Annotated in this window: 11 protein-coding genes and 2 pseudogenes; 5 read left to right on the top strand and 8 right to left on the bottom strand. The window is 66.6% G+C overall.

Features of this window, described 5'->3' with window-relative positions; translation table 11 throughout:
- Positions 1-26 precede the first annotated feature (26 nt).
- The 5 genes and pseudogenes from msrA to RTY13_RS01595 all read right to left on the bottom strand — a co-directional run bounded on the left by msrA (position 27) and on the right by RTY13_RS01595 (position 2805).
- The gene (msrA, locus tag RTY13_RS01615) at positions 27-539 is read right to left on the bottom strand and encodes a peptide-methionine (S)-S-oxide reductase MsrA (RefSeq protein ID WP_012114950.1); all 513 of its coding nucleotides are present in this window, start codon (positions 537-539) and stop codon (positions 27-29) included.
- A complete protein-coding gene (msrB, locus tag RTY13_RS01610; RefSeq protein ID WP_012114949.1) occupies positions 539-985 on the bottom strand; it encodes a peptide-methionine (R)-S-oxide reductase MsrB in 447 nt (148 codons plus the stop codon). Before msrB ends, msrA begins: the two co-directional genes overlap by 1 nt.
- A 151-nt stretch (positions 986-1136) precedes the next feature.
- Positions 1137-2012, bottom strand: a complete 876-nt coding sequence (locus tag RTY13_RS01605) for a LysR family transcriptional regulator (RefSeq protein ID WP_012114948.1) — start codon at positions 2010-2012, stop codon at positions 1137-1139.
- A gap of 271 nt (positions 2013-2283) precedes the next feature.
- Positions 2284-2441 (bottom strand): annotated as a pseudogene (locus RTY13_RS01600) (IS5/IS1182 family transposase); the annotation flags it as partial.
- A gap of 61 nt (positions 2442-2502) precedes the next feature.
- Positions 2503-2805 (bottom strand): hypothetical protein, encoded by a 303-nt coding sequence (locus RTY13_RS01595; protein WP_012114947.1) that lies wholly within the window; start codon positions 2803-2805, stop codon positions 2503-2505.
- A gap of 35 nt (positions 2806-2840) precedes the next feature.
- On the opposite strand from RTY13_RS01595, the gene RTY13_RS17680 reads away from it, so the two are divergent.
- The 5 genes from RTY13_RS17680 to RTY13_RS01575 all read left to right on the top strand — a co-directional run bounded on the left by RTY13_RS17680 (position 2841) and on the right by RTY13_RS01575 (position 11196).
- The gene (locus RTY13_RS17680) at positions 2841-3353 is read left to right on the top strand and encodes a topoisomerase DNA-binding C4 zinc finger domain-containing protein (protein ID WP_012114946.1); all 513 of its coding nucleotides are present in this window, start codon (positions 2841-2843) and stop codon (positions 3351-3353) included.
- A gap of 123 nt (positions 3354-3476) precedes the next feature.
- The gene (locus tag RTY13_RS17675; protein WP_409450277.1) at positions 3477-3761 is read left to right on the top strand and encodes a JAB domain-containing protein; all 285 of its coding nucleotides are present in this window, start codon (positions 3477-3479) and stop codon (positions 3759-3761) included.
- On the top strand, positions 3758-4669 hold the full coding sequence (locus RTY13_RS01585; RefSeq protein ID WP_312780635.1) for a toprim domain-containing protein: 912 nt from the start codon (positions 3758-3760) through the stop codon (positions 4667-4669). The genes RTY13_RS17675 and RTY13_RS01585 overlap by 4 nt, the downstream gene beginning before the upstream one ends.
- Positions 4670-4707: 38 nt before the next feature.
- Positions 4708-6774 (top strand): ParB/RepB/Spo0J family partition protein, encoded by a 2067-nt coding sequence (locus RTY13_RS01580; RefSeq protein ID WP_052004749.1) that lies wholly within the window; start codon positions 4708-4710, stop codon positions 6772-6774.
- Positions 6775-6915: 141 nt separating this feature from the next.
- Positions 6916-11196, top strand: a complete 4281-nt coding sequence (locus RTY13_RS01575) for a strawberry notch-like NTP hydrolase domain-containing protein (protein WP_035307822.1) — start codon at positions 6916-6918, stop codon at positions 11194-11196.
- 170 nt (positions 11197-11366) lie between these two features.
- Here RTY13_RS01575 and RTY13_RS01570 read toward each other — a convergent pair whose 3' ends face one another.
- The 3 genes and pseudogenes from RTY13_RS01570 to RTY13_RS01560 form a co-directional block, all read right to left on the bottom strand.
- The gene (locus tag RTY13_RS01570) at positions 11367-11672 is read right to left on the bottom strand and encodes a hypothetical protein (protein WP_035307824.1); all 306 of its coding nucleotides are present in this window, start codon (positions 11670-11672) and stop codon (positions 11367-11369) included.
- A gap of 115 nt (positions 11673-11787) precedes the next feature.
- On the bottom strand, positions 11788-12225 hold the full coding sequence (locus tag RTY13_RS01565; RefSeq protein ID WP_035307825.1) for a DUF305 domain-containing protein: 438 nt from the start codon (positions 12223-12225) through the stop codon (positions 11788-11790).
- 30 nt (positions 12226-12255) lie between these two features.
- Positions 12256-14073, bottom strand: a pseudogene (locus tag RTY13_RS01560) (heavy metal translocating P-type ATPase); the annotation flags it as partial.
- Between the last annotated feature and the right edge of the window lie 7 nt (positions 14074-14080).

Genomic DNA, 14080 nt, shown 5'->3' with positions numbered 1-14080 from the left:
GCGTTAAACCACGAGCCGCAGGTTTGCTAAGCGGCAGCACCGGCCCTGCGCGGCAACACCCAGTCCGGACGTGCAAAGTGGCAGGTGTACCCGTGGGGAATTCGCTCGAGATAATCCTGATGCTCGGGCTCTGCCTCCCAGAAATCACCGACTGGCTCGACCTCGGTGACGACCTTGCCTGGCCATAGGCCCGACGCTTCAACATCTGCAATCGTATCGAGCGCAACGGCCTTCTGCTGGTCGTTGGTAAAATAGATCGCGGAACGGTAGCTCGCGCCTCGGTCGTTCCCCTGACGGTTGAGCGTCGTCGGGTCGTGGATCTGGAAGAAGAACTCAAGCAATCGGCGATAGGTGGTCTGAGAGGGATCGAAGGTGATCTCGATCGCCTCGGCATGAGTGCCGTGATTGCGATATGTCGCATTCGGCACATCGCCGCCCGTGTAACCGACACGGGTGGAGATTACACCGGGCAGCTTGCGGATAAGATCCTGCATGCCCCAGAAGCAGCCGCCGGCGAGAACAGCGCGTTCAGTCGTCATCAGATATCCTCCACCTGGTTGAGATATTCACCGTAACCTTGGCTCTCCATCTCGCCGCGGGGTACGAAGCGCAGCGAAGCCGAATTGATACAGTAACGCAGGCCACCGCGATCGCTCGGCCCGTCGGGGAAAACGTGGCCGAGATGGCTATCGCCATACGTCGAACGCACTTCCGTCCGGATCATACCGTGGCTGTTGTCGCGTAGTTCATTCACGTTCGCAGGTTCGATCGGCTTGGTGAAGCTCGGCCATCCGCAGCCCGACTCGTATTTGTCGGACGATGCGAACAGGGGTTCGCCTGAGACGATATCGACATAAACGCCGGGTTCCTTATTATGGAGAAGCGCACCGGTTCCTGGTCGCTCGGTCGCACTCTGCTGCGTCACCCGATATTCCTCAGGTGACAGCTTGGCGATAGCAGCTTCTGTCTTCTTGTAGGCTGTCATGGATTCCTCCTTCGAACTCATACCCGAGAAAATGGATATTCGATCCGAAGGTGTCCAATACGCCGCAACTATAGTTTTGATGTTGTCACCGGCATGCACTGGGAACGCTTGTGTGGTCGCCGCACCATAAAGGCCCGCGCCTTCACGGAATTCACGACCACACATACCGCTCTATCAGTACACGGAGCTGCCGCAGCGCCGTTGCCGTTCCAGATCCCGAAATCGATTGGAATGCCACCGTGCGCGACAGGTCGAGCGTATCGACCGGGCGTAACGTCAAGCCCTCTACGATTGCCGAACGTTCAGGCAGCATGCAAACGCCCGCGCCCGATGCCACGGCTTGTTGAATCAAATCCTCCCGTTCGGATCTGAGCCGTGGGATCATGAAAATCGCGCGCTCGTTCAAATGGTTTTGCACGCGCGTGCGGAATTCGCACTGGAGGCGATCGAGGTAAGGCTGTTCCGATAGCTCGACAAGAGACACCGAGGCTTGGCTTGCCAGGCTGTGTCCATGCGCCATCGCCAGTAACAGTCGCTCACGGAACATTTCAACGGTTGCAATCTTGGTGTTTCCGGCCGCTGGATCCGTGCAGAAGCACCCGTCAATTTGACCGCCGAGCAGGCGCTCCATCCCCTCGTCGCGGGTGATCGGCTGAAGAACCAGTTCAAGCATCGGCATCTGTCGAAGGGCGTGTTTCAGAAATTCCGTAATCAGTGCTGGCGCGATGGTATTCACGATACCCAGCGTCAAGGTCTCGCGGCGGCCGCGAACCCGATTGAGGGATATTGCCCGAACCCGCTGTTCGCGGTCGGCGATCGCAGCGAATTCGGATCGTATGTCGCGGCCGAGCGTTGTCAGTCGACTGTCTTTTCCATCGCGATAGACCAACGTTCCGCCCAACTCCTGTTCGAGCCGCTGGATCGCGCGGGTGAGCGTGGGCTGAGACACCCCGCTGCGCATGGCTGCTTCGGTGAAGTTGAGGGTGTCTGCCAGGTTCAGGAAATATCGAATCTGGTTGAGTTCCATTGTTCTTCCTTCGTCGCCTACTCAAGCATCGACTTCAGACCGGACAAGCACCGTCGGCCGAAGGGATGCTTCCGTACAGAAACTATACACGCGGCGATGTCACGGTAATGACTTGTGAGGAGCCCCCCGCGATAGACGCTCTTGTGAGGTGGTCCCGCCTTCTTGGACAGTTTGGCGGCGAAGTTAAGCTACTCCCGGATGTGATTATCCCGCCAGTAGGCATTGTTGCGCAAATCCTCTGAAGGCCGGAGTGCCCTTTCCCTGGACAGACCTATCCTACGCGCTGCGTGAGCGGCGTTCCGAGGGCGGTGAAGCGGTTCAGGATTGCGGCCTGATCTGAAGCTCGGCGACCTGCCTTTCGAAGTCGCGGGACATGACGTGCGCTCCTAGGAGCTTGAAGCAGCGCATCTTGGTCTCGACTAGAGTCCGAACTCGCTACAAACACCGGATGGCGGCAGCGAGACTAATGGTATTTTGATCGCATGCTGCGTTAGGGCTTGGCGGTCATGAGTCGACAGGCGAGCTCGTGGTCAGCCCAACGCGTCGCGAAGGTGTCGGAAACCTCGAACCAACTGCCGTCATTCCCGGCGCCGTGATAGAGGCCCATGCAAGAACATTGGCACTCATGCCCGATAGCGTTCTGACACGTTGGGGAGCATTTCTCCTGCTCGCGGTAAGGCTGAATAACGTAGACCTTGCTGTACTTCGCCAACGCCCGTTCGACGAAATCGTTGAACCAAGCTTTCGGCAATTCCCAGTATTTCTTGCCGTCAATCCAGACCGGGCTTTCCAAGCCGGATTACCGACGATCCGATCCTCCAGATAGCGATGCCCGAACCCGACCCATATCCCCTGGCTGAGGAGCGCCGCCTTTTCTACGTCGCGCTCACGCGGGCTCGCCGTCAGGTTCGCATTTGCACCCTGGCCGATGCGCCGTCGCGCTTTCTGATCGAGCTAGCGAGAACCGGCGCAGTGGAGATCGAAGCGGAGGAAGGCGTTCTGAGCCCGTGCCCGAAGTGCGGCTGCGGCACCATGAAGCGGTACGACGGCCAATATGGCCCGTTCGAGGCATGCAGCACCCACCCTCGTTGTGATTTCAAGCGCAACATCTCGGTGGAAAGTTCCCGTGCGGGGGCACCGTCCAATCGGGTGAGGATCGCACGCCCGATGTCAGTTGGAGATTATTGTCCCACCTGTGGTGATGGATCGATGGTCGTTCGTTCCGGCGGAGCATATCAACCGTTCCTGGCTTGCTCGGGTTATCCTTCCTGCAAGACTACCGCTGCCCTTGACGGAGGCACTGAGGGTGGCGCAACTCGGAGGCAGACGTTGCCCGGTTGATCATCTAGCCGGAACCGGCTCGCGGACGGCTCCAGATGCTCCACCGAATCGGCGAGATAGAAGCCTGAGCCGGAAGGGATTGGATTGAGCGCCGTGCATCAAAGGAATTCACTGCGCGCGCCGATGATCGCTCGTGACCATCACAATAGCGCACCAAATGCCGATCCCCAATCCCGGCACCACCTCTGGAATCACTTAGAAAAAATGCTTGCATTTCAATACGATAAAGCAAGTCGTAGGATGATCCACAATCACCCTTCGGGCGATCCCGAGCCGTCCCGCGCCGACATCGAGATGACGCGGAAGATCGTCGACGCCGCCAAGGTCTTCGACATCCAGGTTCACGATCATCTGGTCGTCGGGAGGGACGGTACGGCCAGCCTGCGCACCCTCGGGCACTTCCGGTGAGCCTGCGCCAGATCGTGGCGATCCTCGGCGGAGACCTCTACCAGAACGGCTTGCGCGCCAATGTGCCGGCGCCCGGCCATGGGAAGGCGGACCGTTCCGTCTCGCTCCTGCTCGATGGCGGCCGTGTCGGCATCCACACCTTCGGCGCGGCCGATTGGCGGGAGGTGCGCGACGACCTGCGGCGTCGCGGACTGGTCGATCACGGCGGTCGGCTCATGGGTGTCGCGGACACGCCGGACAGGCCCGTGATCGACCACCCCCGACGGCGGGCGGTCGCGGGTGCGCTCTGGCAGGATGGGGTAAGGCCCGCCCGGACCGGCGTGGTCGCACGTCACCTCGCCGTGCGCGGCGTCGCTTGGCGGGAAGACCTCGACGACCTGCTCGAACATCCCCGCGCGCCCCTCTCGGTCTACCGGCCGGGGCGGCGCGTCGGACGCGCGATGATGACCGGGATCCGGTCGCCCTCGGGGGATCTCACGGCCGTCGAGCTCACCTATCTCGCGACCAACGGGCAGGTCGCATCGGGTCTGAGCGTTCCCCGCAAGACCGTGGGCCAAGTCCCGCCGGGATCGGCCGTACGGCTGCGTCCCGCGGCGGCGCGGATGCTGGTGGCCGAAGGCGTCGTCACCACCCTGTCCGCCATGGTCCGCTTCGACCTGCCGGGCTGGGCGCTCATGTCAGCCGGAAACCTCTCGCGGTGGCATGCACCCCACCATGTTTCGACGGTTCTAATCGCCGGAGACCGGGGCGAAGCCGGGGAGATCGCCGCGATGCGGCTGGCCAGGCGGCTCGAGCGCGATGGCGTGGAAGCGATCGTCGCCTTTCCCCCAGCCCCGTTCGGCGACTGGAACGAGGCCGCTCGAGACCATCAGAAAGCGGGAAAGGAAGAGCGCGGACGGGCGCCGTAAAGGCGGGGATGGACCTCGCCTACGGCAGGAGAGCCCTCATGTCCCGTTCCACCGCCGTCGCCGTCGTCGCCACCCCCTTCCAGGTCGCGTCGACCCGTAACCGCCCGCTGGTCCATCTCCGTGATCTCGACATCGCCCCGGAGAACCTTCGCTTCGGCGAGCCCTCCGACGATGACATTCCGCTGCTTGCCGAGACTCTGTTCGCCGCCGGTCAGCTGCAGCCCCTGACCGTCCGGCCCGGTCGAAAGAAGGAAGCCGCCAACATGGCGCTCGACGGCAGGCGGCGCTTGCTGGCGCTTCGTCTTCTGGTCGAACAGGGACGTATCGACGACAGCTTCCTCGTCGATGTCTTCGTCGAGACGGATCCCGCCCGCCAGGCCGCGGCCGTCCTGCTCACCAACACGGCCGTGCCGGTCCATGTCGCCGACATCATCGCGGCGATCGGCCGGATGCTGAAACGCAAGCTCGGCGTGCCCACGATCGCCAAGGCGCTGGGATACGCGGAAATCGACATCAAACGTCTCGCGGCCCTTGCCGCCCTGCCGGATGTCGCGCTGCAGGCGCTGCGGCTCGGCCGGCTGAACCTGCGCCAGGCGCGCCTGCTCGCCAGGCTCTCCGACCCCGACGAGCAGGCGGAGCTGGCCCGGATGACCCTCGACGGTCACGGTTTCCAGGATTGGCGCGTGACCGAAAAGCTCGACGAGGCTCGCGTCACCGCGCGCGACCCTCGCTGCGCCCTCATCGGCCCGGAGCGATACGCCGAGGCCGGCGGCCGCTCCGAGACCGATCTGTTCGGCGAGCTGCCGCCGGTGCTGCTGGACCCGGCCATTCTCACGGAGGCCTGGACCCGACGTGCACGGGAGATCGCCCTGATCTACGAGGCCGAGGGCCTGGCGGTCCACGTCACGGCGGGCCCCGAACCGGACCTGCCGGACGATCTGGAAGCCGCCGGTTACGTCTACGGCGGCATGCTTCCGGCCACGGAGATGGCGGCCTACCGCGACAAGCGAGACGCCTTCAACGCCGCCGTCGAAGGGGTCGAGGCGGTCCTGACGGAGACGACCGACGCCGAGGCGGTGGACGCCGCGCTCGACGTCATGATCCGCGACCGCCTGGCCATGGATCAGGCGGGATGGAGCGGCCGGGCAGCCACGACCCTGGTCCTGCGTCCTGCACTACGCACCGGGATCGAAGTCCGGTGCTTCACGCCCGTGGAACCGGAAGTCGAGGACGAGACCGACGATGAGGCGCCCGCCTCCGCGGGGGGCATCGCTGCCGCTCCCGTCTACCGGCCGCCCGAGGTCGATACGCCGGAACCCGAGACCGAGGGCGTCAACCACGCCCTTCACGCCGTGCGCACCGACGTGGCCACCCGCGGTCTGATCCGCGCCCTCGCCGACGATCCCGGCGTCGCCTTCACGGCGCTGATCGCCCGCCTGTTCAATCAGCTGGCCGTCAGGACCTCCGGCCAGAGGTCCGAGTCCGCCCTCGCCCTGACCGCGTCCGCCTTCAAGCCGACCGGCGGTCGCGTCATCGAGGCGTTGGACGGCGAGGTCCGCCAGAGGCTCGACGATCGACGCGCCGCGTGGGAGGCGTCGGGCCAGACGGTGATCGCCTGGGTGCATGGTCTCGCCCATGGCGACAAGATGGGTTTGCTGGCCGAGCTCACCGCCCTCTCCCTGGATGTTCGGGAGGAGCGGACCACACTGATCCGCAAGTCGGCCCGGGCCGAAGCCGCTGAACTCGCCGAGCTTTGCGGCGCGGACATCAGTCTGCACTGGACCCCGGACGCCGAGTTCCTGAAGCCGCATTCCAAAACCCTGCTGCTGAAGATGCTGGAAGAGATGGACCGGGCCGATGTGAGAGCGGCCCTGCTGAAGAAGGCCGATCTGATCCCCTGGGTCGAGGAGAATGCGGCCGAGAAGGGATGGGCGCCGGCCAGCCTGTCCTGGACCACACCGCCCGACGTCGACGAGGTCGCGGCGTCGGACGCTGACGGTCCGGAGAGCGATACGGCGGAAGAGAGCGAAGGCGATGCTGACGACGGCGTCGGCGCCTTCGAGGTCACCGCTGAAGGCGAGGCGGCGCTCGACGACGCCGCCTGATCCAGGCGTGAAGACGACGAGGCCCGTCGCGACATCGTCGCGGCGGGCCTTCGTCATGGAAGGCGGGAGGAAGGGCGGCTGGGCGCGAGCCTGGAGGACCGGAGGGATGAGCCCGCCGCTCCAGGCGACGGAGCCCTTCCCATGACCGCCGCGCAGACACCGCCTCAGACCGCCAGCCTCTCGCTCTTCAGCGCACCACGCCCGTGCGACCGCGCCGCCAACCTCATGGCCGCAGCCCGGGTGCTCGCCACCCACCTGGCCCGGTCCCGCCCGCTGCACCGCAAACTGGTCTCCAGCGTCATGACCACCGGCTTCGGCGGGTCGGACGCCGAGGGCTTGTGGAACTGGCGGGACGCCTATGAGGCCATCGAGGCGGCGACCGTTTTGCAGATCCGCCGGCTGGCGCCCCAGGTGTCGCGGCTCGAGGACGCGCCGGCCGCCATCGCCGTCCTTCTGGCGACGGTCGGCGCCCTGGGTCTGACCCACAGCCGACGCAGCGAAGATCAGATCGCGCTGGACCAGTTCTCCACGCCGCCGGAACTGGCGGCGCTCGTGGTGCTGGCCGGTCAGGTTCGCCCGGGTGACCAAGTGCTGGAGCCTTCGGCGGGCACCGGGCTGATCGCTATCGTGGCCGAGGCCTGCGGCGGAGTTCTGACGCTGAACGAACTGGCCGAGGGTCGCGCCGTCCTGCTCGACGGCCTCTTCGTTTCGGCGACGCGGTCACGTCTTGATGGACGACGCGTCCAGAACCTGTTGCCGGGCGCGGGCGGGTTCGACGTCGCGGTCTGCAATCCGCCCTTCACCGATCTGGAGGCGCATCTGACCGGGGCCTTCTCGGCCCTGGCCGATGGCGGGCGCCTGGCCGCCGTCGTGCCGATCACCGCCCTCATCGACGAGGGTCTGATGCGTCGGTTGAGCGCCAGGGGGCGTGTCGTCGCCCGGATCGGCTTTCCGCCACGCGCCTTCTCCAGGCACGGCACCAGCGTGGAGACCGGGTTGCTGGTTCTGGACCGGCTCGAGGGCGGCGCCGCGGTCGCTGCGCTCGCGAACGGTGAAGATCTCGCCGCCTGTGCCGCCCTGGCCTCGGCTGTGCCCGAGCGCGTCAAGGCGAGGCCGAGGGTTCGCCTCGAACTCGGGGCGCAGACCTTGCTGGCGCCCCGGGACCGGTCACTCGCCCTGCCGTCCGGGCGTCTCGGCTTCCTCGCGGGAGCGTCCCCCATCACCTATCAGACCCTCGCCTGGACGGGCGAGGGCCGCGATGTCGGCCTCTACCAGGCGCACCGGCTGGCGCGGATCGCCCTGACGGCGCAGACGCCCCACCCGTCAGCCCTGGTCGAGTCCGGTCCGATGGCCTCGGTCGCCCCGCCCGCCCCGTCATACCGGCCGGTCCTTCCGGCGGCGGTGCGTCTCGACGGCCGGATCTCCGACGCCCAGCTGGAGACGGTCATCTACGCCGGCGAGGCTCACGCCGGCATGCTGCCCGCCTGGTGGACGCCGGGAGAGTCGGCTCGTCAGCTCAGGTTGTCGCGGGAGGAGGATGAGGGTTCCGTCCAGCTCCGGCGCGGCTTCTTCCTTGGCGACGGCACCGGCTGCGGCAAGGGCCGGGAGATCGCCGCCGTCATCGCCGACAACATGGCCCAGGGGCGGACCAAGGCCCTGTGGTTGTCGAAGAACGACTCCCTGCTGGACGACGCCCGGCGCGATTGGGCCGCCATCGGCGGCGGGGCCCACGACATCGTGCCGCTCAACAGCTGGAAGTTGGGAGATGGCGTGCGGCTGGATCGCGGGATTGTCTTCACCACCTACGCCACCCTGCGTCAGCCTGCGCGCGGCCAGAAGATGTCGCGGCTCGACCAGATCGTCGCCTGGCTGGGCGAGGATTTCGACGGGGTCATCGCCTTCGACGAGGCCCACGCCATGGCCAACGCCGCGGGGGGCGGCAAGGGGGCGCGGGGAACGAAGAAGGCCTCCCTGCAGGGGATGGCCGGCCTGGCGCTTCAGAACCGGCTGCCGAACGCCCGGGTGCTCTATGTCTCGGCGACCGGCGCCACCACCGCGGAGAATCTGGCTTACGCGGCCCGTCTGGGTCTTTGGGGCGGGCCGGAGGCGCCCTTCGTCACCCGCGACGACTTCCTCGACGCCATGGACAAGGGCGGGGTCGCCGCCATGGAGCTCGTCGCGCGCGAGCTCAAGGCGCTCGGCCTCTATGTGGCGCGGTCGTTGTCGTTCGAGGGCGTCGAGTACGAGCCGCTCTTCCACGCCCTGACCGAGGACGACATCAGCATCTGGGACGCCTGGGCCGACGCCTTCCAGCTGATCCACGCCAATCTGGGCGAGGCGCTGAAAGCGACCGGCTTCAATGATGAGGAAGGCAAGGCCAAGAGCGGCCTGGCCGCCTCAGCCGTCCATTCCGCGTTTGAAGGCGCCAAGCTGCGCTTCTTCGGCCACCTCCTCGCGGGATTGAAGGCGCCGACGCTTGCGGCGTCGATCCGGGCGGACCTGACCGAAGGGCGTTCCGCCGTGATCCAGATCGTTTCGACGAACGAGGCGGTGATGGAGCGAAGACTGGCGTCCATCCCGCCGGAGGAATGGAACAACCTCTCCATTGACCTGACGCCGCGCGAATATGTCCTCGACTATCTGCGCGAGGCTTTCCCGGTGAATCTCATGGAGGCGATCGAGGGTGACGACGGCTCGGTGACGCTGGTCCCGGTCATGGTCGACGGCCGGCCCGCCGTGAGCCAGGAGGCGTTGCGCCGGCGCGAAGACCTGATCGAGAAGATGGCGCTCCTGCCCGCCGTGCCCGGCGTTCTGGACGCCCTTCTGGACACCTTCGGAACAGAGGCGGTCGCAGAGATCACGGGACGGTCGCGTCGCGTCGTCGCGCGCGACGGACGCCGGCTCGTCGAGCGCCGCGGCGCCTCGGCCGCGCGGTCGGAGACCGACGCCTTCATGTCCGGCCGCAAGCGTATCCTGGTCTTCTCGGACGCAGGCGGCACAGGACGCAGCTACCACTCCGACCTCTCGGCGCCGAACCAGCAGCGCCGCTCGCACTACCTGGTCGAACCGGGCTGGCGGGCGGATGCCGCCATCCAGGGTCTGGGGCGCAGTCATCGCACCCATCAGGCCTGTCCGCCGCTGTTCCGCCCGGTCACCACCGACATCCACGGCGAGAAGCGGTTCACCTCGACCATCGCTCGACGGCTGGATTCGCTGGGAGCCCTGACGCGCGGCGAACGCCGAACGGCCGGGGCCGGTCTGTTCCGGGCCGAGGACAATCTGGAAAGCCCGTGGGCGCGACGCGCCTTGCTCGTCTTCTATGGCGCGCTCGGCTTTGGCGAGCTGTCGTCCATGACGCTGGAGGACTTCGAGACCAGGACCGGCCTGAAGCTGCGCGACGCCGACGGGGGGCTCAAGCTCTCCGACGACCTGCCGCCGATCCACACCTTCCTGAACCGGCTGCTGGCGTTGCGCATCGCCGACCAGAACGCCCTGTTCGCCGACTTCGACGGCATCCTTTCAGGCATTCTCGAAAGGGCCGCCGCCTCGGCCGACCTGGACCGCGGGCTGGAGGACATCGAGGCTGAGGAGTTGGCCGTGGTGGAGGAGGAGACCATCCGGACCGACGTCTCGACCGGGGCGGAAACCGCACTCGTCACCTTCGAACTCAAGGTGCGGCGTGAACTCGTCAGCTCGGACGCGGCGTTGGCAGGCGCTGAAGGCTCGGCCTTCCGCCTGGTCGTCAACGACCGTTCCGGCCGCGCCGCCCTGGCCGAGTTCGGGTTGACCACCACGACCGATGACGACCGGCTTGTTCCGGCGGTGCGCCTCTTGCGGCCTGACCAGCATCAGGTCACGCCGGAGAAGACGTTCGAGGAGTCGGCCTGGGCCCAGACCGATGAGGCGGCGTGGCGGGCGGTCTGGGACGCCGAAGTCGCCGCGACCGATCCGTGGCGGACGCGCCGCCTGACCCTGGCGACCGGCCTTCTGTTGCCAATCTGGGGAAGGCTGCCGTCCAAGGGCTGTTCGGTTCGCCGCGTACGCGCGCCGGACGGTCGGCGTTGGCTGGGCCGCGTGCTGGACGAGGTTCAGGCCGCCAGCCTGAAGACGGCGCTGGGCCTGACCGAGGTCGGCGACGCCTGGGCCGATGGCGGGCGCACCGCTGCGGCCGTACTCGACCGCAATGTCCAGCTCGCCCTTTCGGGCGGCCTGTGGCTCAAGCGATCGCGGGTCATGGACCGCTGGCGGCTGGAAGTGGTCGGGGGCCGCACCGACCGTGACGCCCTGGTCTCGCTCGGCTGCTTCGTCGAGATCATCGCCTATGCCCCACGGGTCTTCGTTCCGGTGGACCGGCCCGATGTCGTGGAGGGGGTGCTGCGCCGCCATCCGGTCCAGTCGATCCTGGAGGGTGCCGCAGCCTAGCGAAACAGCGACTTACGCTTGCCGGCTCACTGCGGGTCGCCGGGCGCGATACCGACAAGTCCGGCGACTGGAATCAACAGCGGCAGCGCGCCGACGATTACCAAATGGGAAGAGCGACACCGTCCCGCGAAACCCAGACCGGCTGCGGCCTGGCGGTCTGCGCTGCAGTCTCAAGGCCGTGCCGCTTCGGCCACTCCGGGGTGATCGTGATGACGCGGACCGAACTGCAACTGATCTCGCGTCAGAACAAGAAGGCCGAACCCCAAGAGACATACAGTCGCCATGGCGGCGGTCATGACCCGTCCAGCCTGCCCCTTCCGCCCGAGACGATAGGTCATGATCGCCAGGAGCGACATGAGAACGCCGAAGGACACGAACACCGGGATGCGGTAGGTCGCCGCCAGCGGTACGGCGAGACAGACGACGATCGCGCCGGCGACGAGGCTCGCGCCAATCGCGATCAGTGTGTCCTGCACCGGCCGGAACGGCTCTGGCCTCCCGTATAGCTTGGACCGGCCGCGCCCCTTGTAGCGCCCTGGACGCCATCGAGGAGCCTTGCTCCGGATCGGGGATCGCTTGCCCCCCATGGCTTCAGCCCTGCGCGTCCGCCGGGCGAGCCGCGCGGTTGGCCAGCCACACCCGCATACGGACAATTTCAGCTTCCTGAGTCCGAATGATCTCCTCCGCGAGGCCCTTGACCTCGGGATCCGAACCTTGGTCGAGCGCAATCCTTGCCATGGCGACCGCCCCCTCGTGGTGGGCGATCATCCCGCGCATGAAGTCGACATCGGCGTCGCCGCTGTAGTCGATGTTCATAGCGGCGTGCATCCGCTCGTTCGCCTCCTTGTAGGAACGGGTGGCGGGATTATCCGAGGCGGCATCGCCGTGCCCGGCATGCTGGTCGATCGGGCGTGCATCGACTGCCGTCGGCTCCGGCGCCGGGCGACCCTGCCGCGAGAGCATCCCGAAGCCGAAGACCGAGATCAGGAGAAAGGCGGCGATGACGCCAACCCAGCCGAGACGTTTCATTGGACTATCCTTTGCTTTCCTGAAGGCGGGTCATTCGACGCCGCGCGGACCGCGCCACGCCAGAAGGCGAAGCGCGTTGAAGACGACCAGCAGGGTGGAACCCTCGTGGAGGGCGACGGCAGGGCCGATGCCGAGACCGAGGATCGTCGCCGGGACGAGGAACGCCACGACCCCGAGGCTGACGAACAGGTTCTGGCGGATGATGCGGCGGGTTTGACGGCTGAGACCCACGGTGAAGGGCAACTTCGACAAATCATCCGCCATCAAGGCTACGTCGGCGGTCTCCAGGGCGACGTCCGATCCCGCCGCACCCATGGCGACGCCGACCGTCGCGGTGGCCATCGCCGGAGCATCGTTGACGCCATCGCCGACCATGGCGACCTTGGTCTCCGCCCGGAGTTTCTTGATGGCGTCGACCTTGTCCTCCGGCATCAGGTCGCCCCACGCCTCGGTCAGCCCGACCTGACCGGCCACCGCCTGGGCCGCCTTCTGGTGGTCGCCCGAGATCATGATCATGCGGCGAATGCCGAGCGCGCGGAGCGCGGTAAGGGTCTCGCGCGCCTTGGCCCGAGGCGTGTCGAGAAGGCCGATGACCCCGAGATCCTTTGTCCCGCGGCGAACCACCATGAGCGTCCGTCCCTGGTTTCGAAGGCCCGCGACGGCGATCTCGGTGTCCGGTGCGAGCGGAGCGATGGCGTCCGAACCGAACATCTCCGGTTTGCCGATCCAAACATCCTGGTCGTCCAGGCGTGCCGTGACGCCCTTGCCAGTCAGGCTACGCAAATCCGTTGCGGTTCGAACGGGGGCGGCGACCAACCGCTGGCTTCCGTCGCGGACGATCGCTTCCGCCAAGGGGTGATCGCTGAGCCGTTCGACCGCGACAGCAATCTCCAGGAGCTCGCTCTCTGTCGTCTGGCCGAACGGAACGACATCGGTGATCCGCGGCCGCCCCTCGGTCAGCGTCCCGGTCTTGTCAAACGCGATGGCGTCGAGCGCTCCCAGGTTTTCGAGCGGCGCGCCACCCTTGACGAGAACCCCGGCGCGGGCCGCCCGGGCGACCCCGGACAACACCGCGCTCGGCGTGGCGATCGCGAGAGCGCACGGACTGGCGGCCACCAGCACGGCCATCGCCCGATAGAAGCTGTCGCGGAACGGCTCGTCGACGACAACCCATGCAAACAGGAGGACGAAGGCCAGACCGAGCACGAGGGGCACGAAGACGCGCTCGAAGCGATCGGTGAAGCGCTGGGTCGGCGACTTTTGGGTCTCGGCCTCACTCACCATCCGGACGACCTTGGCCAAGGTGGTGTCGTTGGATCGACGCGTCGTTTCGATCTCGATGGCGCCGCCGCCGTTAATGGTGCCGGCGAAGACCACCGACGCCGCCGAGACATTCGCCGGCTTGGCGCGGGCCTCCTCGGGGTTCAGGACAGGCTGCTTGTCCACCGGAATGCTCTCCCCTGTCACGGGAGCCTGGTTCACGCTGGATGTTCCCTTCACGACGAAGCCGTCGGCCGGGAGACGCTCGTTCGGCCGGACGACGACGAGGTCGCCGACTTCCAGCTCTTCGACCGGAAGTTCGACGACGGCCTCTCCTCGCCGCACATGAGCGGTGCGCGGGGCCAAGGCGGCCAGAGCCTCGATCGCCTTCTTGGCGCGACCCATCGCGAAGTGTTCGAGGGCGTGCCCGAGGCTGAACAGGAACAGTAGCAGCGCCCCTTCCGCCCAGGCTCCGAGCGCCGCGGCGCCGGCTGCGGCCACCAGCATCAGGGTGTCGATCTCGAAACGCTTGCGCCGCAGATTCCCGACAGCCTCGCCGACCGTGAACCAGCCGCCCAAGGCATAGGCGATCAGG

It is taken from the genome of Brevundimonas sp. (genome assembly GCF_032055285.1).
Taxonomy (GTDB): Bacteria; Pseudomonadota; Alphaproteobacteria; order Caulobacterales; family Caulobacteraceae; genus Brevundimonas.
The sequence above is the reverse complement of the archived record's forward strand: the minus strand, read 5'-3'. Positions and strand labels throughout refer to the sequence as shown.

Coding starts and splice junctions, on each gene's coding strand:
- msrB (WP_012114949.1), bottom strand. CDS start 985: ATGACAGCCTACAAGAAGACAGAAGCTGCTATCGCCAAGCTGTCACCT.
- msrA (WP_012114950.1), bottom strand. CDS start 539: ATGACGACTGAACGCGCTGTTCTCGCCGGCGGCTGCTTCTGGGGCATG.
- RTY13_RS01565 (WP_035307825.1), bottom strand. CDS start 12,225: ATGAAACGTCTCGGCTGGGTTGGCGTCATCGCCGCCTTTCTCCTGATC.
- RTY13_RS01605 (WP_012114948.1), bottom strand. CDS start 2,012: ATGGAACTCAACCAGATTCGATATTTCCTGAACCTGGCAGACACCCTC.
- RTY13_RS17675 (WP_409450277.1), top strand. CDS start 3,477: ATGATCGCTCGTGACCATCACAATAGCGCACCAAATGCCGATCCCCAA.
- RTY13_RS01580 (WP_052004749.1), top strand. CDS start 4,708: ATGTCCCGTTCCACCGCCGTCGCCGTCGTCGCCACCCCCTTCCAGGTC.
- RTY13_RS01575 (WP_035307822.1), top strand. CDS start 6,916: ATGACCGCCGCGCAGACACCGCCTCAGACCGCCAGCCTCTCGCTCTTC.
- RTY13_RS17680 (WP_012114946.1), top strand. CDS start 2,841: ATGCCCGAACCCGACCCATATCCCCTGGCTGAGGAGCGCCGCCTTTTC.